This is a genomic window from Arthrobacter sp. efr-133-R2A-120, assembly GCF_030209835.1.
Lineage (GTDB): Bacteria > Actinomycetota > Actinomycetes > Actinomycetales > Micrococcaceae > Arthrobacter.
Window position 1 is genome coordinate 1 of record NZ_JARVRF010000037.1, and the last position, 18,746, is coordinate 18,746.

Genomic DNA, 18,746 nt, shown 5'->3' on the forward strand with positions numbered 1-18,746 from the left:
AAAAGCCCCAAGACACCAAGTAGCGGAAACGAGTAGCCCGCACCGGCTCAGCAACCGTGTGCAGCCACATACTCCGGCAGCGTATCGTCCCGCAGAGCCGCGGACACCTCCCCGATCCCCGCGTAGTCGGGCACCACGATCGATTGCCCGTCCGGGGAAGTGCCAGTGCCCGCTGTGGGCAGGGTGAAGAAGACGGAGGCTCCGGGATCCACCGTACGGAGTGCGTAGGCCAGGATAGCCACGGCTGCGGGGTCGTATCCCTGGTCCACCGTGAGGTAGTTGGTTGCGAATTTGACCAAGCCGAGTACCGCGGCGGGAGTCTGGATTCCACCCCTTAGCTTGCTCAGGAGGGCACGGAGGAACGTTTGCTGGTTGCGCACGCGCTGGTAGTCTCCGTCCACGAACGAGTAGCGCTCACGAACGAACTCCAAAGCCGCTTCCCCGTCCAAATGATTGACGCCGGCAACAAAGGTGTGGTGGGTGTCAAAGCTCGCCGTGAACGGAAGCGTGACATTGACGTCGATCCCGCCGAGGGCATCCGTGAGGACCTTGAAGCCCTGGAAGTCCAGCATGACGGTGTGGTCTATGTGCGTGCCCAATAGTGTCTCTACGGTCCGCACCACGAGGGGGATGCCTCCCACCTCAAGGCTGGCGTTGATTTTGGATGCGCCATAGCCCGGGATGTCCACCCAGTTGTCGCGCATGATCGAAATGCCGTAGACCTTGTGCCGGTCCGCTGGAACGTGGATCAGCATGAGGCAATCCGAGCGTTGGTCCGATGACTGGCCTGTTGTGACGGTCTGGTTGTTTTGGTCCCTGGCATTCGCACGGCTGTCGCTGCCAATCACCAGGATGTTCATGGGAGTGGCGGAAAGCTCAGGGATTGTAGGCGGGGCGGGTGCGGCAGCGGTTGGCGCGGGGGACTTGGTGGGGGACCTGGTGGGGGACGGAGTTCGGGTAGCGGTTGCGCCCGCGGAGGCGCTTGAGGGCGAAGGTCCCGACGACGTTCTGCCGGATCCGGCGATGACAGCGGCCAGGACCACCACAAGCGCGAGCAGGACTGCGAGCCCTGCCGAGAGCCATAGTCGCCGTCGTCTGTCCATGTCCGGAAAGTACCACTCAGGTGGGTTAAATACGCATCCGGGAAAGCCTCAGTTTGGCCACAAAAATAGCCCGTGTGTAGTCCCAGTGTCTCGACAAAATAACGTTCCAGGAGCACGATGAGAGATAAATCTCTCGCCTTCACATGGGCCGGCTTCGCCGTGTCCTTCCGGTTCCGTAATGGGGGGCTCTTGGCCCACGGAACTGGACGTTATCCCTGCGAGCAAGGGAGGATCCTGCATGGCCCCACGCCGTGGCGCCGCACCGTATGCGGGGGATGGGGCAGCAGCTGCGAGCTGAAGTTCATAGGGAAGTTCAAGGAAACCGAGTCACCGTCAAACGACGCCATGGTCTCCGGCGCCTCAAAATTTCCAGGCTAATAACAGCCGGTCAGCAAAGATTTTCCTAAGGAATGAGTCTTATGACTGCTCATCCAAAACCCCGTCTATTGGCGCGCCTTCGAGCGCTCATGATTTTGCTCCTTGCCCTGATGCTTCCCGTCGCACTCAGTGGCACAGCGGTCGCAGACAGTGGCAAATCCGCAAAGACGTGGACTGTCCAGGTCGGATCCGAATCGTCGGACCAGGCCATCCAGGGAATGTCCTTCTTGCCGAAGAACATTTACATCAATGCCGGTGACAAGGTCACCTGGGAGGCCAACTCGGCCGAAATCCATACGGTCACGTTCCTGGCCACGGGGCAAACCATCGAGTCCACGCAACCCTTTGATCCTTTCAGCCCCCTCTACATATCCGCGCAGGGCGGCGCGTCCTACGACGGGCACTCCTATTACAACTCCGGCGTGATGTCGAACGTTTCGAACAGTGGGTTCGCCGAAGTTGGTTCCTACACCTTGAAGTTCCCGGATACGGGCGATTTCACGTACTACTGCCTGGTGCATGGCGCGGCCATGAAGGGCGCAGTCCACGTGCGGGCCAAGGGCACGGATTACCCCTACAGCCAGGAGCAGTACAACAACCGGGTGGAGCGTGCTGAACGGGCCATCCTCCGTGACGGATACCAGCTATGGAGCGACGCCCGCGACCAAGCGGACAACCACACCGTGATCGCCGGAGCCGACGATGGCGTGGCCAGCGTCATGCGGTTCATCGAGCCAAAGGTGGTCATCCACGTTGGCGAGAAAGTGAGCTTCGTGAACAACGGCATGGGCGAGCCGCACACGGTGACCTTCGGTGACGAGCCTGCCAACCCGTTCCCGCCGCTGGGCGATCCGACGAATTACACGGGCGGACAGCTCAATTCGGGCATTTTGCCGCCGGGTGTGACATTCACTGTGACGTTCAACAAGGCAGGGGTCTACGACTACATCTGCGCACTCCACGATTACTTTGGAATGGTCGGCAAGGTGGTGGTGAAGGACTAAGCTGCTGGTTTGAACGCATTCCGGGGCTTGTTTCCCGTCCCGGTGGTAGTTTCTTGCATATCCGGGGCTTGTTTCCCGTTCCGGGGCTACAAACGCCCCGCTGGGAACAAGCCCCGGGGTGCGGGTGAGGGCGGGACGACGGTGCGTGCCGCCGTCGTACGCGCTGTATTCTGTACGCTTAGCTGAATTAATAAGCACGCTTAGGAAATGAGTTTTTGAGCCATGTTGGACAGCCCCCATACGTACTCGAGTGCACTGGGCGCCCCCGGCTTTCTGGCGGGAACCTTCCTCTTTGACCCTGTCTCGGGGAAAGCGGAATGGTCCGACGGGCTCTTCAATCTCCACGGCTACCAGCGCGGGGAAGTAGTGCCAACGCTCGATCTGCTGATGTCGCACAAGCACCCGGATGACAGGCCGCGGGCCACGGAGATCCTGGCTCAGGTGTTCCGCGACGGCGGACACTTCTGCATCTACCACCGGATCATTGACGCGCAGGGACATGTCCGCCGAGTGCTGACGGCGGGGATCGCGAAGTTGGGCCCGTCTGGGGCCGCCGCGGTCGAGGGGACCACGATCGACCTGACGTCCACGCTGCGGCGCGAAACCGAGCAGGCGGCCCGTGACGCCGTCGCGGGGGCCAATGCTACGCGGGGCGTTATCAACCAGGCGCGCGGGATCCTGATGGGGCGGTTGCTCGTTAGCTCCGACGCCGCGTTCAAACTGCTCGTGAGCTGCAGCAGCATGACGAACGTCAAGGTCGCGGTCCTCGCCTCCCACCTTGTTCGCGTGGCCGACACCGATCGGGGTCCGGAAGCAATGGACGAGTTCATTCGCGTTCTCCAGGCTTGCGACCAAGCGGCCGTAAAACGCGCGCTGGACCCGCAGTAAGAAGCCAGCCGGCGCAGCCATCGCCTCCCGCCCGACGGCGTGGCAGTATGTTGTGAGTCAGGCTCGATGAGGGCGTCTCCGCGACAAGGAGCGACGGTCATGACCTACATCTACAACTTCGCCGATGTGCAAGCGGTCGACGTCGCCGTGGCCGGCGGCAAGGGAGTCGGGCTGGGCAACCTTGTTCGCGCCGGGCTGCCGGTCCCTCAGGGGTTCGTGCTGACCACCGCAGCGTATGAGGCCTTCGTGGATGCCAATGGGATCCAGTCGCGCATCCAGGAACTGGCGGCGCTGCCGGCGGAGGCTGTGCCGCAGGATTACGAAGACGCCTCGGCCGCAATCCGTGACCTTTTCACCGGCGGCACCATGCCCGCGGCCATCGCGTACGAGCTCGCCGCCGCCTATGAACGGCTTCGCTTCGGCGGGGACGCCGTCGACGGCGAGCGCGGCGACCGCGACGACGGCGCGCCCGTTGCGGTGCGCTCGTCCGCCACGGCGGAAGACCTTGCCTCAGCCAGCTTCGCCGGGCAACAGGAAACCTACCTCAATGTCCGCGGGGCGGAAGCGCTGGATGTGGCAGTCATCGATTGCTGGTCTTCCTTGTGGACGGCGCGTGCCATGGCCTACCGGGAACGCGAGGGGATCGCACCGGGCGATGTACGCCTCGCGGTGGTTGTCCAACGGATGGTCGAGGCCGAGGCTGCCGGGGTCATGTTCACCGCCAATCCGGCCAACGGTCGCCGCGACCAGATCGCGATCAGTGCCGCGTGGGGGCTGGGGGAGTCCGTGGTCAGTGGAACTGTCACTACGGATGACCTTGTTGTCGAAGCGGGAACGGGCCGCGTGCTCTCGCGCCGGACCGCCGAAAAGGAAGTCATGACCGTCTACGCGGACCACGCTGCCGACGTCGTGCCGGACAGCGGCGCCCCTGACCGCGGCGCCGACGTCGTGCCGGACCGCCGCGCCGCGGACCAAGGAGGCACTACGGAGCAGCCGGTCCCTGCGGCGCTTCGCAACCGGGCCGTGCTCGACGACGAAGCTGCCGCCGCGCTGGCCCGCTATGGAACACGGATTTCGGACTACTTCCGAACTCCGCAGGACATCGAGTGGGCACGAGCCGATGGCAATTTCTTCATGTTGCAATCCCGGCCCATCACGGCACTGCCTGAACCTGTAGCTGACACCCCGGACACCTGGCCTTTGCCCTATCCGAGGGGTCTCTATTTCCGGGCGAGCATCGTGGAACAACTGCCGGATCCCTTGTCGCCGCTGTTCGCCGACCTCATCGACGGCTCGGTGACCCGCTCGCTCAAGTCCCTGATGAACGAAGCAGTCGGCAGCGAAGTCGTCAGGGACGGCGACGTCGGACTGCCCACCATCAACGGTTACGCCTATTACTACTACCGCAGCGCGGCAATGTGGCGAGTGATGGCCAAGGCGCCGGGGGCCATGCTCGCCCTGGCTCGAGGCAAGGCGCACATGGGCGTGACGGGTTGGGAGGAATTCTCGCATCCGCGCTACAAGCAGGTGCTCAAGGACTGGTCGGCAAAGTCCATGGGGGAGCTTTCGGGAGAGGAACTGCTTGAGGGTGTCCGGACGTTGCTGGACGCGGGAACCGTGTACTACACGGCCGTGGAGTCAGTCATTCCGATCGCCGCCACGAGCGAAATCTCCTTCCGGGCCTATTACGACAAACTCATCCGGCGCGCGGGAGATCCCCCTGCCGAGACATTCCTCCTCGGTTACGACAGTGAACCAATCCGGGCGGAGAAGTCGTTATACGACCTCGCGTCTTGGGCCCGGGAGATCGAGGGGCTCGCCTCGGCAATCCTCAAGCAACCGACGGCCGCACTGGCCGAGTCGCAGAGGGGATGGCTCCCTCCTGCCAGCATGGACCCGGCACTTTGGCAGCAGTGGCGTCCCCGCTTCCAGGCCCATCTCGATCGGTTCGGCCATGCGGTCTACAACCTGGACTTCGCCAGTCCGGTGCCGGCGGACGATCCTTCGGCGTTGCTGGACACGGTGAAGTTCTACCTGCGGGGACAAGGCAACGACCCGCATGAGCGCCAGCGGCTCTCGGCCGCCCGGCGAGAGGACCAAACCGAGCGAATACTCGCCCGGCTCGGACGGACCCGGCTCGGGCGGAGTCGCCGGGCGCCGTTCATCCGCCTGCTCCGGTGGGCGCAGAAGTCCGCACCGGTCCGCGAAGACGCCCTGGCCGACGTCGGGCTCGCTTGGCCGCTGATCCGGCGGATGCTGCTCGAACTCGGACAACGGCTGGTCTACTCCGGCGTTATCGCCCGCCCCGCCGACGTGTTCTGGCTGCGCCAGCAGGAGCTGCAAAGCGCCGTCGAGTTCGGCCTCGCCGCGCCGCAACCGCCGGGCACGGCGGAACCGCTCGCACCTGTGGCGGTGGCAATCACTGGGGCGGCGCGCCCCGTCCGTGCCGACGTCGTCGAGGAGCGCAAGATGCTTTGGCGGGGCCAGGCCAAGGCGGCTGCCCCGCAACTCCTGCCGGAGACCCGTTGGATGAAGCGCACTTTCGAATCAATGATGCCGGCACGCTCCCAGGAGCAGCAGGGCGACGTCATCAAAGGGGTCGGCGCCAGTGCGGGCCGGGTCAGTGCCCCCGCGCGCGTCCTCGGAGGCCCCCAGGATTTCGGCCAGATGGCACCCGGGGAGGTCCTGGTTGCGCGCATCACCACTCCCGCGTGGACCTCGCTGTTCGCGATGGCCTCCGCGGTGGTCACCGACGTCGGCGGCCCGTTGAGCCACAGCTCCATCGTGGCCCGGGAGTACGGCATCCCCGCCGTGCTCGGCACCGGAGTCGCAACCCAGCGGCTCACAAGCGGACAACAAATAACCGTCGACGGCGACGCCGGCACCGTGACCGTCGAGCACCCGTCCGGCTAGCTTTGCGCCCCTCCCGCCCGGACGCTCGCTCACTTTTGGGGCGTTTCCGGCGGACGCTCGCTCACTTGATCTGAGCGAGGGTCGTGGAACTTGGGCATATATCTGAGCGAGGGTCCGGGGATTTGGGCATATATGTGAGCGAGCGTCCTGGTAGGGCCCGACGGCGGCAGTCCTGTTGTGCGGTTGTCTCGCCTCTGGTGTGTTCCCCTCCAGGACGCTCGCTCACTTTTGAGGTCTTTTCGGCGGACGCTCGCTCATTTGATCTGAGCGAGCGTCCGGGGATTTGGCCGTATGTCTGAGCGAGGGTCCGGGGATTTGGGCATATATCTGAGTGAGCGTTCTGGGATTTGGGCATATATGTGAGCGAGCGTCCGGGTGGGGCCCGACGGCGGCAGTCCTGTTGTGCGGTTGTCTCACCTTTGGTGTGTTCACCTCCAGGACGCTCGCCCACTTTTGGGGCGTTTCCGGCGGACGCTCGCTCATTTGATCTGAGCGAGGGTCCGGGGATTTGGCCGTATATCTGAGCGAGGGTTCGGGGATTTGGGCATATATGTGAGCGAGCGTCGGGTTCGGCAGGAAGCCCAGGATTGCGGGGTTTCCCTAGGTTTAACCCAAGAAATGCGCAGGATCGCGAGTCTTCCCACAGGATGTCCCAAGGTCTGCGCCATGGGGTATCGGGCGTTGCTATGTTGCTAGAGAGCTGGTGCTGGACCAGCCCACATTCCCCAACTCGCTCAGGAGTTTCACATGTTTGCTTTCTTCTCCAATGCCGCATCCCGGATCCGTCGTGACGAAAAGGGCGCCACCGCCGTCGAATACGGCATCATGGTTGCCCTTATCGCCGTTGTCATCATAGCCGCCGTCACGTTGCTGGGTGGGACGGTCCAAGACACGTTCACCAAGGTCCAGTGCTCAGTGGCCGGCAAGACCTTCTCCGCTGGATCAGGCGCCGGTAAGGCCACCTGCAGCTAGGACGTTCGCTTCTCCCGCCCGTTCGTACCAGACAACAAGGAGCTTCAATGCTTTCCGCTTTCCTAAAGTCTGTTTCTCACGCGCGGCGTGACGAAACCGGCGCGACCGCCGTCGAATACGGCATCATGGTCGCTCTCATCGCAGTGGTCATCATCGCCGCTGTTACGTTGCTGGGCAGCACGGTCAGGGAGACGTTCTCCCAGGTCCAGTGTTCAGTCAGCGGCAAGGCCTGGGCGGCCGCCACCACTTCAGGCGGCACCGGCACCTGCACCTAGAAGTCGCATTGCACAGTGCCCGGGAGGCAATTCGGGGCACACCAAGCAATTCCCGAGTGGCGGCGGCATTCAGGCGGCCGCCACTCTGCTTGATTCGATCTATCCGTTCTCTGGGAGGGCAACATCATGCCGAGGGCTTCAGAGCGCGGCGCCGTGGCGGTTGAGTTCGCCATCCTGGCACCGCTCCTGATCATGTTGCTCCTGGGCATCATGGAATTCGGCAGGGCTTACAACGTTCAAGTGTCGCTCTCAAACGCAGCCCGGGAAGGAGTCCGCGTCATGGCGATTTCGAATGACCAGACCGCCGCCAAGACAGCTGCGAAGAACGCTGCCGTGTCGTTGAACCCGGGGCTGGCAGATACGAACTTCACCTTCAGTGCGGCCAGTTGCACGTCCGGAGCCCAGATGTCCGTGACCATCAAGTACACCCTCAGCACCCTCACGGGAATCGCGGGGCCCTTCCCGATGCAAGGAGTAGGAGTCATGGTATGCGGCGGCTGATGGTCCGCGACGACGGCGACGACGGCGAGCGCGGTGCGGTCGCCGTCCTCGTCGCGCTCTTGCTGGTGGTGCTCCTCGGGTTTGCCGCCCTCGCCGTGGATGCGGGAATGCTGTACTCGGAAAAGGCGCAAGTACAGAACGGAGCCGACGCCGCCGCCCTCGCCGTGGCGCAGAAATGCGCCGCGAATACGAGCGATCCGAATTGCTCCACCACGTCCCCGGTCGCCAGCGACATGGCTAATAAGAACGCGAACGACGGATTGGGCAACATCAAGTCGATCAGCCTGGACCTGACCAACCGGAAGGTCACCGTGACCGCGGGTGCCCAGCAGGCGGGCGGTCCGCCGAATGCCGTCTCGCTCTTGTTCGCGCGCGTCCTGGGCTTCAGCACGAGCAATGTTGTGACCACGTCCAATGTTCAGTGGGGGAGCGCCGTCGCGGGCAGAACCGCCTTTCCCCTCGCGTATTCCATTTGCCAGGTGCAGGGATACATCGGGGGAGCGCTCCAGCTTCTTCAGGATCACGGCACCGGTGCCAACCCCAGCTGCAATTACGGCCCTTCAGGCGCCGCGGTTGCCGGCGGATACGGCTGGTTAGTCCAAGACACCGGTGTGTGCGGCGGTACGATAAACCTCGCGGTCAGCGAAGGCGGCAGCGCCCCCGGAAACAGTTCGCCTGGTAACTGCGCCACCACCCTTCAAAAGTGGGCCGACACCATCAACGCTGGCCGCGACGTCATCGTCCTGCTTCCGGTCTTCGACGCCGTCACCGGCACGGGAGCCGGCGCAATCTACCATCTGGTGTCCTTCGCCGCATTCAAAGTGACCGGGTGGACATTCAGCGGCAACAACAATCTTCCAGACAGTTTCCACAACACAAATTCCTATGTCCCTTCGGCAGTTTCCTGCAACGGAAACTGCCGCGGAATCATCGGAAGTTTCGTCAAGTACGTCTCGCTGGCGGATGGCTACACGCTGGGCCCGGTAGACGCTTTTGGGGCCACCATTGTGCGCCTCACCAACTAGTTTTCATCCATTTTTTGAGTACAGGAGTCCGAAGTGAAGTCACGCTTGTTGGCCGGATCGGCAGCGGCACTGCTGGCCGTCGTCGGGGTGATTCTCGTATTCTCCTACGCGCAAGGAGCGGATCAGCGGGCAGTCCAGAACCTTGCCCCGGTTGACGTCTTGGTAGTCAAGGCGCCCATCCCGGCCGGCACATCCGTGGACGCCATGAAGGATTCAATCGTGACCCAGCAATTGCCGGAATCGGCCGTCCCTGCGTCGGCGCTGCACTCCCTGGGGGACTCGGCAGGCAAGGTCGCCGCCGTCGACCTCGTCCCTGGCGAGACCTTGGTGGCCGAACGTTTGGTGGCCCCGGATGCACTCAAGACCCCGGGGGATGTCAAGGTGCCCGCAGGGCTTCAAGAGGTCTCGTTTCAACTGGAACCCCAGCGGGTGGTCGGAGGACGACTCGTTCCCGGCGACCATGTTGGCATTTTCATCTCCATGTCCAGCGGCGGAAGTGACTCGAAGTCGGACAAAGGGACCACCCAATTGACCATCCCCAAGGTTCTTCTGACCGCGGTCCAGCGCGCCCCCCAAGCGACCGCAAGCCAGCAGCCGACGCCGACTCCCGGCTCTGGTGGCGCGGTCAACTCGGGCGATACAAGCCTTCCCACCGGTTCCCTCTTGCTGACCGTTGCGGTAAGTGACGTGGACGCAGCCAAGATTGTCTTCGCCGCCGAGTACGCCAAGATCTGGTTGAGCAAAGAGCCGTTGGATGCCAAAGACAGCGGCCCCACCGTCATCCAGCAGAGCGGGGTATACAGGTGAGCCGTTTTGTCCTGATAACCCCCAACACCGACTTTGACCAGCGGTTGCGCCAAGCTGTCGCGGGCGGCCTGCCCGGAAGCGTGCAGACCTTCTTCACGAGCGTTTTGCCGGCCGACCCGGCCGAGCTCTTTGGCGCCCTGAATCAGGAACAACTCGAAGTGCTGATTCTGGGACCTGGCGTGCCCGTGGAGGACGCTCTTCGCCTGGCCACGGTTTTCGATGTGCAGTTGCCGGAACTGAGCGTGATCCTTGTCAGCGAACTGGATCCCGCATTCGTCCTCCAAGCCATGCGGTCCGGCATCCGTGACATCATGAGCCCGGATGCGGACCTGGCCCAGATACGGATCATGCTTGAGCGCGCCTGTCAGTCTTTCGCCAGCCGACGGCGCACAGGGGAATCCAAGCAAGCGGGCTCCCCGCGAGGTTTGGTGATCGGCGTCTTTTCGCCCAAAGGCGGCGTGGGCAAGACCACCATCGCCACAAACATCGCCGTGGGGCTCGGCAAGATTGCGCCGATGAGCGTTGTGATCGTGGATCTGGACTTGCAATTCGGTGACGTCGCCTCGGGGCTCTACCTTAATCCGGAGCACACTGTCACGGACGCAGTCACTCCTTCGGCCAGCCAGGATTCGCTGGTGCTTAAGGCCTTTCTCACGGTCCACCCGGCAAGTATCTATGCCTTGTGCGCGCCGAAGGACCCCGTCGAAGCAGACGAGATCTCGCCGGAACAGGTGAGCCGGCTCCTCGAACAGCTGGCTCAAGAGTTCCAATACGTGGTGGTGGACACGGCACCCGGACTACCCGAAATCGGGCTTGCTGCCCTCGAGCAATGCTCGGATGCTGTCTGGGTGACGGGCATGGATGTTCCAAGCGTCCGTGGCCTTCGCTCCGGCCTGGACATACTCCGCAGGCTGAACCTGCTGCCCGAAACCCGGCACGTGGTGCTCAACATGGCTGATTCCAAGTCCGGGCTGTCGGTCCAGGACGTCGAATCTGCAGTCGGTGCTCCGGTAGACGTGAGTATCCCGCGATCGAAAGCCGTGGCGTTCTCAACCAACCGCGGCATCCCCGTGCTCCAGGATGCGGTGAAGGATCCGGCCGTCAAGGGACTCAAGCAACTTGTCGAGCGCTTCAATCCAACGTGGCGTGCCACGGCGCAGCGCAAACTGCACAGAAGGGTAGTGGTCTAGATGAAGCTGTCTGAACGCCTGCATGCTGCCGAGGACATAGCCGAAGCATCCCTCGGCCCAGGGGACCCGAGCACGCTTTTTACGCCTAAGCCGACGTTCGCTGAGTCCACGCAGCAAGTCCGCCCACTTCCCACGGGGAAGCCCGGCGGCGTCGCAAAACCCCACACTTCAGTGAAGCTTTCCGACCTCCCGGAGTCGCCGAAACCTCGAGCCCAGCAACCGGTGGACGCCTTCGCTGCCCTCAAGCGTCGCGCGGCTACCGCATTGTTCGAGCGGCTCGGGGCGCGGTTCAACGACTCGAGCGTGAGCGAACATGAGCTGCGGTCAACGGCCCGGGAAGAGCTCACCCGGATCATCGACGCCGAGCAGGTCCCACTGTCCGCGGACGAGCGCAGCAGGCTCGTGGCGGACGTGGCAGACGATGTCCTTGGCTATGGGCCGCTCCAACGTTTGCTGGACGATCCGGAGGTCACCGAAATCATGGTCAACAGGATGGACCAGATCTACGTCGAACGAAAAGGCAAGCTCACCCTGACGGATTCCGGATTCAGCTCCGAGGACCATCTCCGGAGGGTCATTGAACGCATCGTTTCGAAGGTGGGCCGCAGGATCGACGAGTCATCGCCCCTCGTTGACGCGCGACTTGAAGACGGTTCGCGCGTGAACGCCGTGATCCCTCCGCTTGCGGTGGGCGGTTCGTCGCTGACCATACGAAAGTTCAGCAAAATACCGTTGACCATCAGGAACCTGATCGATTTCGGCACGCTCACGCCTGAGATGGCCGAACTCCTCAATGCATGCGTCAAGGCAAAGCTGAACATCATTGTTTCCGGAGGTACTGGAACCGGCAAGACCACGCTGTTGAATGTCCTTTCTTCCTTCATTCCGGAGGACAACCGCATCGTCACCATTGAGGACGCCGTAGAACTGCAGATCCAACAGCAACATGTGGTCAGGCTTGAGAGCAGGCCGCCGAACACGGAAGGCAAGGGGGAAGTGACCATCAGGGAGTTGCTCAGGAACTCTCTCCGTATGCGGCCGGACAGGATAGTCGTCGGCGAGGTCCGCGGCGGAGAATCCCTCGACATGCTGCAGGCGATGAACACGGGTCACGACGGTTCCCTCTCCACGGTGCACTCAAATTCCCCTCGCGACGCCGTTGCGCGCCTCGAAACCCTGGTGCTCATGGCAGGCATGGACCTGCCATTGCGAGCGATCCGCGAGCAAATTGCCTCCGCCGTGAATCTCATCATCCAAATCTCCCGGTTGCGGGACGGAACGCGCCGCATCACGCATGTAACTGAGGTTCAAGGCATGGAAGGCGACATTGTCACCCTCCAAGACGCTTTTGTTTTCGACTACTCGGCCGGTGTTGACAACCATGGCATGTTCCTTGGAAGGCCCGTCCCAACGGGTATCCGTCCACGGTTCATCGATCGCTTCGATGACTTGGGCATTCGCGTTTCTCCTGGCGTATTTGCCGCTCCCTTGGCACCAGCAGCAAGGACGTGAACGAAACATGATTCTCTCGATCGGAACCGCTTTGATGTTTTCAGCCATCCTGCTCTTCGGGGTGGCCGTGATCTTGCCGAAAACCCCGGAAGTTCCGCTGGATCGGAGACGGCCCTACCAAGTAGGCTCAGGCTCCCAGCTGACGCGCTTTGCTGGTTCTACCGCCGAGGTCGTTCACGGGGTCCTGACCAGGCGCAACGTCCGGCTTTTCAACCGTGAAGAACTGGAGAACGCCGGACTGCGAATGAGCCAGGCGGATTTCTTCATCCTGGTGATTGCCGGTGCATTCGTGGGCGCCTTGATCGGGCTCGTCGTCGGCGGTCCGTTTTTGGCCTTCCTGTTCTTTATCCTGGCACCCTTCGTGGCACGACTCCTCCTTGGCTCCATGGCCGGCAAAAGGCGTGCAAAATTCGATGCTCAGCTCGGCGACACCCTCCAACTACTGTCCGGTGGCCTGCGGGCCGGGCACAGCATACTGCGCGCCATTGACGCGGCGGCCGCCGAGTCGGCGAGCCCCACGGCCGAGGAGATGCGTCGGATCATTACAGAGACAAGCCTCGGCCGTGATCTTGAGGCATCGCTGAACGATACTGCGGAGCGAATGCGGAGCGAAGACTTTGTGTGGATAGCGCAAGCCATCCAAATCAACCGTGAGGTGGGCGGCAACCTTGCAGAGGTCCTGGACCAAGTGAATGAGACCATACGCGAACGCAGCGAGATCAAGGGACATATCAAATCCTTGGCCGCGGAAGGAAAGTTCTCGGGATACATCCTGATGGCGCTTCCCTTCGGCATCGTGACCATGCTCTTGGTTGTCAATCCCGGCTACATGAATGTGATGTTCAGCCAGCCGCTTGGTTGGGGAATGATTGGGTTGTCAGTCATTCTCATGACCATCGGCGGCCTCTGGATGCGCAAGATCATCGACTTAAAGTTTTGAGGTGACTCGTGAATCCCTCTCTCCTCCTTTCCTTGCTCCTCGTGCCCCTGCCTATTGCCTACCTCGCTTGGTCAGTCCTGTCGGTTGACCGCAAAGCCCAACGCGTCGTGCGCGAGCTTCTGGCGCGGGGGGAAAACATTGCCGAGGCCGGCCCACAGAGTCGGAGCGGTGCACTCGAACTCATTGGCTACCGAGTGACCCCAGGAAGCTACGTCCAGAAGCTGGATCGGCTCCTCTCGTTGGCCGGCCGGCCGCCGTCGCTCCCTTTGGGACGGGTCCTCGCAGCCAAACCCCTACTCGGATTGTGCGGTGCGCTCTTTGGTTGGCTCATCAGCGCCAACAGCTCAAGCGGAATCCTAAAGCTTGTGGGGATATTTGTTGTATTGCTTGGATACTTTATCCCGGACCTAATGCTGTACAGCAAAGGACAAGAGCGCCAAAAAGCCATGCAATTGGAACTCGCAAATACTATGGACCAAATGCTTATATCGGTCGAGGCGGGCCTAGGTTTTGAAGGAGCAATGGCTCGCGCGGGCGAAAATGGCAAAGGACCCTTGGCTGAGGAGTTGGTGCGGACGTTGCAGGACATGCAGGTTGGACGGAGCCGCCGCGAGTCCTATCTGGCACTCGCCGAACGTACCAACGTGCCGGAGCTCCGAAGCTTCGTGCAGGCCGTGATCCAAGCGGATACTTACGGCATTGCCATCAGCCGGGTCTTGAGGGTCCAAGCGAAGGTGATGCGGGTGAAGCGTCGCCAACGGGCCGAGGAGAAGGCCATGAAGCTTCCCGTGATGGTCCTCTTCCCGCTTCTGCTCTTTATCTTCCCAGTGCTGTTCATCGCCATCCTGGGGCCGGCTGTGATCAACGCTATAGCCACCTTCAGCGGAGGCTGAGCGCGATATCACATTCTCCGAATTGGGTGCACCGCATGAAAAGGGGTTAAATCAAGAAAGGCCTAAGATTTCCTTAAGATGGGCAAAAGTTCGGTTTTTCCGGAATTCAGAAAGTAGCATTGGGCTTATGTTCAGTTCAGGTTCTAGCGAGGTCAACGAGGGTTCGGATCCGAGCCATCCGGGCTCGGATGACGATTCCGTTGGGCTGCCCATCGTCCCGCTTGCCGAACATCCCATACTGGACCTCGCGGAATTCCAACTCCTGGAAGACCAAGTAGACAATCCGCTGATCGCACGAACGTTTGCCGGCGACTTCGCAAAACTCTGGGCGAAGCGATACGAAATCCTGGCGTCCGCCGTCGAGCGCGGTGACGTGGCCGCGGCCCTGAACGCGGTCCTCAGCCTCAGGACCTCCTCCATCATGGTTGGCGGTGTCCGCCTTGCGGTACTTGCAGCGCAACTGGAGGAACGCATTCGAAAAAGTGAATTGCGTGAGGCCCGGCCCCTCCTCAAGGAAGTTGCGGAATGCGGGCACCTAACGGTCCAGGAACTAAAGGACAGCTACGTACTCAGGAACGATTAACGTGCCCGCCTAGTCCGGTCTTTTCGGTGTGAGTCGATACCCGACTCCTCGAACAGTCTCTAGAAAGCGCGGCGATTGTGGATCTTCATGGAGCTTTCGGCGGAGGTTCCCAATGTGGGTCTCCACAGCCCGTTCGTCGGCGTCGCTGATGTACGCATCGTCGTCGTAGTAGTCACCGCGCGCCGCCCGCACGAGGTCCGCGCGCGTCCGCACTTCGCCTTTGGCCCGAAGCAAGTCGTAGAGCAGATCGAACTCACTCCGCGTCAAGGTCAGGACTGAACCTTGAAGCGTCACCATGCGTGATTTGTAGTTCAGGGCCAAGCCATTGTGCCGGATCACCGCTTGCTCGGCGCCGCCCGAACCGGCTCCGGCCGAACCGCCGGCCGAACCGGTTGCGGCCGGTCCGGCCAAACCGGCGCCGCCTGAACCGGTGACGGCCAAACCGGCCCCGGCCAAACCGCCGTCGGGCCCGTAAGCACCGCCGTCGGGCCCGTCTGAACGGGCGGGACCCCCGTAAGCACCTTCCGTGCGTGGCCGCCTCATCATGGCTGTGACCCGGGCCCTCAATTCACGCGGCAAGAACGGTTTCTTGACGTAGTCGTCGGCGCCGGTCAGGAAAGCCGTCAAGGTGTCCGGCTCGTCGCGCCTGGCCGTCAGCATCAACACATATGCGTCGCTGAATTGCCGAATTCGCCGCAGGACCTCGTGGCCGTCCATATCCGGAAGCCCGACGTCGAGAGTTACTACGGAGGCGTGGTGATCCCGCACGACTTCGACGCCTTCGCGTCCGGTGGCGGCAGAGTGCACCACGAATCCAGCTTCTTTGAGGATGGCGTCAACCAAATTCCGCACATCTTCGTCATCCTCAATGACAACAGCTACCCCAGGCTCGCTCATTGGACATCCTCGTGGGCACAGACCGCCGCACAGCCCAGCGCAATGCGGGAAGTTTCACCCAAATACTCACGATACAAGCATTGAAGGCATCTGGCATCTAATATGTGGATTAAGTGCCGCTCGGAACTTATAAGTCGCGCGGGACCGTCGTATTGTTGTTCCTTGGGGGGAATAGTGGACTCCGGGCGCTTCCTTCTGGAAACGCGTGGAGTAGTAATTGGTTCGCGAATCTCCAACGAAGGGTCTCGACTTGAGTGAGCAGCCATTTTTCCGTGCAGCCGCCCGTTTGTTCAGAAAACTCACACCTCGAGCCCGGTTGGCTGTCTGTGAATTACCACTGACGCTCATCATCGCGGGCCTGGCGATCGCGGCACCTACCGTTTGGCCGGGCCTGGTCCAAAATTGGTTGTTCGTCACTGGAGTCCTCCTCCATGGCATCCTGTTCGTGAGCTGCCTGCTGGTTCCTTGGGAGCGATTGGCGCCGAGCGCAGGCCTTGCCATTCCTATTTTGGATTTTGTCGCCCTCTGGTTCACGCGAAACGGCGCTTTCACCGCGATACCAGGCCTAATCACCTTGGCTATCTTTCCCGTGATCTGGTTGTCTGCCTCGGGCATGCTTTCCAAGGCAAGCCTGATCCTCAGCTTTGTAGGTCCTTTCTTCATCGCGTTGCCGCCCGTGGTTTCGCACTTGCCCCGTCCCACCGCGTCGGACATTTCGTCGGTGCTGCTTTTGCCTCTCATGATGTTCGCAATGGCAGTTTCCATTCGTTTGGCTGGCTCCAATGCCCGGCTGCAGCAGCGGCGGGTAAAACAGCGGGATCAGGTCCTGCGGCAATTGTTGGCCGCCAGCCGGGAGCGGGAGACGCTGCTCAAGACAATCCTTGACACGATCGACGTCGGAATTGTCGCCGTCGATTCGAAGGGCGAAACTCTCCTGATCAACAACCAACAAAAGGCATTCCTACGGATGGCTGAAGGCTCGCCGGGGCCCGGGGAACAAGACCGGCTGGTTTTCGGCCAGGACCGGCGGACGCCGCTTCCCCCGGAAAAAGGCCCTATTCGAAGGGCAGTTCAAGGGGAAACATTTTCCGACTATCTCCTTTGGTTCGGCGCGGGTACCGAACAACGGGCCATCTCCACCGCTGCGCGGGGCATGAAAAGCGACGTCGATGACGGGTTCGGCGGAGCGGTCATCGTCTTCAGGGACGTGACGGATGTTGTCGATGCCCTTGCAGCCAAGGACGAATTGGTTGCCAACGTTTCGCACGAATTCGGTTCGCCGCTGACATCGATCTTGGGCAACATCGATCTTGTGCTCCGCGGCGCCCAAGAACTCCAACCGGCAACGAGGATCGGATTGGAAGTCGCGGAACGCAACGCCGAGCGGCTCCGTGTCCTGGTCGAAGACCTCCTTTTGTCAGCCGTCGCCGTCGAGAGCGTGAATCCACGGCGCACTGATTTGGCTGGGCTGGTGGAAAACAGCTTGGTTTCTGCACGGGCGCAGGCCGACGCCGCTCATGTGGGCCTTGTCGCCGACGTCCCCGCACCCCTGTGGGCGAATGCGGATCCTTTGAGGCTGGGACAGGCCCTGGACAATCTGGTTTCCAATGCCATCAAGTATTCGCCCGACGGCGGACTGGTGACGATAAAGGCGGAGCGGAGCGACGGCTGGGTCCAGCTCGAAGTGAAGGACACGGGAATGGGCATGACCATGGACGAGTCGACCAGGATTTTCACCCGGTTCTTCCGGACAAACGCTGCCCGTCAGGCCGCGATTCCGGGCGTCGGCCTCGGGCTGTCCATCACCAAGTCCATCGTGGAACGCCACGGAGGCAGCATCTCCTGCAGCAGCGAGCCCGGCAGTGGAAGCACCTTCACTGTGGCGTTGCCGGCTGGTCCGCTCCGGGAGCATTCGCGGACGGACACACCGGCGCTGTATTAGGCCCGGCACTGTATTGAGGCGGCACCTCGAGTCGGACGCTCGCTCACATATATAGCCAAATCCCAGGACGCTCGCTCAGATATCTGTGAGCGAGCGCCGGAAACACCCCAACAAGTGAGCGAGCGCCCGGTGAAGGCTGGCCGCTTACGCCGACGCCGACGCCGGGGCGAAGGCAGGTCGCGGTGCCAGTTGCTTCCGCGCCCAGCGGGCCAGCTTCTTGCCTTTGCCCTTCCACCAGTTGTCCTCGTCCTTGTCGTGGTGCCAGCGGAAGATGATCATCACCATCACGAAAACGCCCATGGCCACATCCGCCCAAGACAATTGGATTGCCTTAGCCAGCACGCTGATGCCCATTACGAGAATCGACGGCACCGCCAGGGTCCTGAAGATGGTGCTGGCGACATAGCGCCGATGCGATCGTGGCACGGACATGGCACGGACCATGTCGAAACACATGCATACCACCACCATTGCCTGGCCCAAGTCCATCAGGATCAGCGCGGGCAACGACCCCGCGAACATGGCAGCGGATTCCATCCCGGCGCTCAACGGACTGCCTCCGTCGCAGCGGAACGCGAAAATGACACAACAAGACTGCAGGAAACACACATACGGATAACCCCCAGAGAGACCAGGAACTGCGTTTGAGACCAACTGAGTTCCATTGAATCGGCTGGCTCTAGGGCCGGTCACGAGTAGTGGGTACTCTACTTTACGCGGCCGGCTACCTGCTCGGCGGGCCGCTACCCGGTCCGGGATCCGGCCTCGCTGGTCCTCTAATCCCCGACGGCGGCAATCCCGTTGGGCTGTCGTCCCGCCTTTGCGTTGTGCTCACCCCGGACGCTCGCTCACCTTTAAGGTGTTTTCCGCGGACGCTCGCTCAGATCATGTGAGCGAGCGTGCGGCCGTATGGCCATATATGT

The 18,746-nt window shown here is 61.8% G+C and carries 17 protein-coding genes; 14 read left to right on the plus strand and 3 right to left on the minus strand.

Annotated features, from left to right (window positions below; translation table 11 throughout):
- Nucleotides 1–47 precede the first annotated feature (47 nt).
- Entirely contained in the window at nucleotides 48–1,103 is a 1,056-nt protein-coding gene (locus QRN52_RS17155) for an LCP family protein (protein ID WP_284754510.1), read from the minus strand.
- 419 nt (nucleotides 1,104–1,522) lie between these two features.
- On the opposite strand from QRN52_RS17155, the gene QRN52_RS17160 reads away from it, so the two are divergent.
- The 13 genes from QRN52_RS17160 to QRN52_RS17220 all read left to right on the plus strand — a co-directional run bounded on the left by QRN52_RS17160 (nucleotide 1,523) and on the right by QRN52_RS17220 (nucleotide 14,984).
- Entirely contained in the window at nucleotides 1,523–2,485 is a 963-nt protein-coding gene (locus QRN52_RS17160) for a plastocyanin/azurin family copper-binding protein (RefSeq protein ID WP_284754511.1), read from the plus strand.
- A gap of 222 nt (nucleotides 2,486–2,707) precedes the next feature.
- Nucleotides 2,708–3,373 (plus strand): PAS and ANTAR domain-containing protein, encoded by a 666-nt coding sequence (locus QRN52_RS17165; RefSeq protein ID WP_284754512.1) that lies wholly within the window; start codon nucleotides 2,708–2,710, stop codon nucleotides 3,371–3,373.
- A gap of 99 nt (nucleotides 3,374–3,472) precedes the next feature.
- A complete protein-coding gene (locus QRN52_RS17170) occupies nucleotides 3,473–6,286 on the plus strand; it encodes a PEP/pyruvate-binding domain-containing protein (RefSeq protein ID WP_284754513.1) in 2,814 nt (937 codons plus the stop codon).
- Between the two features lie 747 nt (nucleotides 6,287–7,033).
- Entirely contained in the window at nucleotides 7,034–7,258 is a 225-nt protein-coding gene (locus tag QRN52_RS17175; RefSeq protein WP_284754514.1) for a Flp family type IVb pilin, read from the plus strand.
- 47 nt (nucleotides 7,259–7,305) lie between these two features.
- Nucleotides 7,306–7,533 (plus strand): Flp family type IVb pilin, encoded by a 228-nt coding sequence (locus QRN52_RS17180; protein ID WP_284754516.1) that lies wholly within the window; start codon nucleotides 7,306–7,308, stop codon nucleotides 7,531–7,533.
- Between the two features lie 126 nt (nucleotides 7,534–7,659).
- The gene (locus QRN52_RS17185; protein ID WP_284754517.1) at nucleotides 7,660–8,034 is read left to right on the plus strand and encodes a TadE/TadG family type IV pilus assembly protein; all 375 of its coding nucleotides are present in this window, start codon (nucleotides 7,660–7,662) and stop codon (nucleotides 8,032–8,034) included.
- Nucleotides 8,022–9,059 carry a pilus assembly protein TadG-related protein gene (locus QRN52_RS17190; protein WP_284754519.1) on the plus strand — a complete coding sequence of 346 codons (1,038 nt, stop codon included), beginning with the start codon at nucleotides 8,022–8,024 and terminating at the stop codon, nucleotides 9,057–9,059. The genes QRN52_RS17185 and QRN52_RS17190 overlap by 13 nt, the downstream gene beginning before the upstream one ends.
- Before the next feature lie 33 nt (nucleotides 9,060–9,092).
- Nucleotides 9,093–9,866 (plus strand): Flp pilus assembly protein CpaB, encoded by a 774-nt coding sequence (gene cpaB, locus QRN52_RS17195; protein ID WP_284754521.1) that lies wholly within the window; start codon nucleotides 9,093–9,095, stop codon nucleotides 9,864–9,866.
- Nucleotides 9,863–11,056, plus strand: a complete 1,194-nt coding sequence (locus tag QRN52_RS17200) for a CpaE/TadZ family protein (protein ID WP_284754522.1) — start codon at nucleotides 9,863–9,865, stop codon at nucleotides 11,054–11,056. Before cpaB ends, QRN52_RS17200 begins: the two co-directional genes overlap by 4 nt.
- Entirely contained in the window at nucleotides 11,057–12,568 is a 1,512-nt protein-coding gene (locus tag QRN52_RS17205) for a TadA family conjugal transfer-associated ATPase (protein ID WP_284754525.1), read from the plus strand.
- Between the two features lie 7 nt (nucleotides 12,569–12,575).
- Nucleotides 12,576–13,508, plus strand: coding sequence for a type II secretion system F family protein (locus QRN52_RS17210; protein WP_284754526.1), 933 nt, complete (start codon nucleotides 12,576–12,578; stop codon nucleotides 13,506–13,508).
- An 8-nt stretch (nucleotides 13,509–13,516) separates the two neighbouring features.
- Nucleotides 13,517–14,401: a type II secretion system F family protein gene (locus tag QRN52_RS17215; RefSeq protein WP_284754527.1), complete on the plus strand. Its 885-nt coding sequence runs from the start codon at nucleotides 13,517–13,519 to the stop codon at nucleotides 14,399–14,401.
- Nucleotides 14,402–14,528: 127 nt separating this feature from the next.
- Nucleotides 14,529–14,984, plus strand: coding sequence for an Hpt domain-containing protein (locus QRN52_RS17220; RefSeq protein WP_284754529.1), 456 nt, complete (start codon nucleotides 14,529–14,531; stop codon nucleotides 14,982–14,984).
- Nucleotides 14,985–14,993: 9 nt separating this feature from the next.
- Here the strand turns inward: QRN52_RS17220 and QRN52_RS17225 are convergent, their stop codons facing one another.
- Nucleotides 14,994–15,881, minus strand: coding sequence for a response regulator transcription factor (locus QRN52_RS17225; RefSeq protein WP_284754530.1), 888 nt, complete (start codon nucleotides 15,879–15,881; stop codon nucleotides 14,994–14,996).
- 250 nt (nucleotides 15,882–16,131) lie between these two features.
- Between QRN52_RS17225 and QRN52_RS17230 the strand changes: the two genes are divergently transcribed.
- On the plus strand, nucleotides 16,132–17,823 hold the full coding sequence (locus tag QRN52_RS17230) for a sensor histidine kinase (protein WP_284754531.1): 1,692 nt from the start codon (nucleotides 16,132–16,134) through the stop codon (nucleotides 17,821–17,823).
- A gap of 144 nt (nucleotides 17,824–17,967) precedes the next feature.
- Here QRN52_RS17230 and QRN52_RS17235 read toward each other — a convergent pair whose 3' ends face one another.
- A complete protein-coding gene (locus QRN52_RS17235; RefSeq protein WP_284754533.1) occupies nucleotides 17,968–18,360 on the minus strand; it encodes a hypothetical protein in 393 nt (130 codons plus the stop codon).
- Between the last annotated feature and the right edge of the window lie 386 nt (nucleotides 18,361–18,746).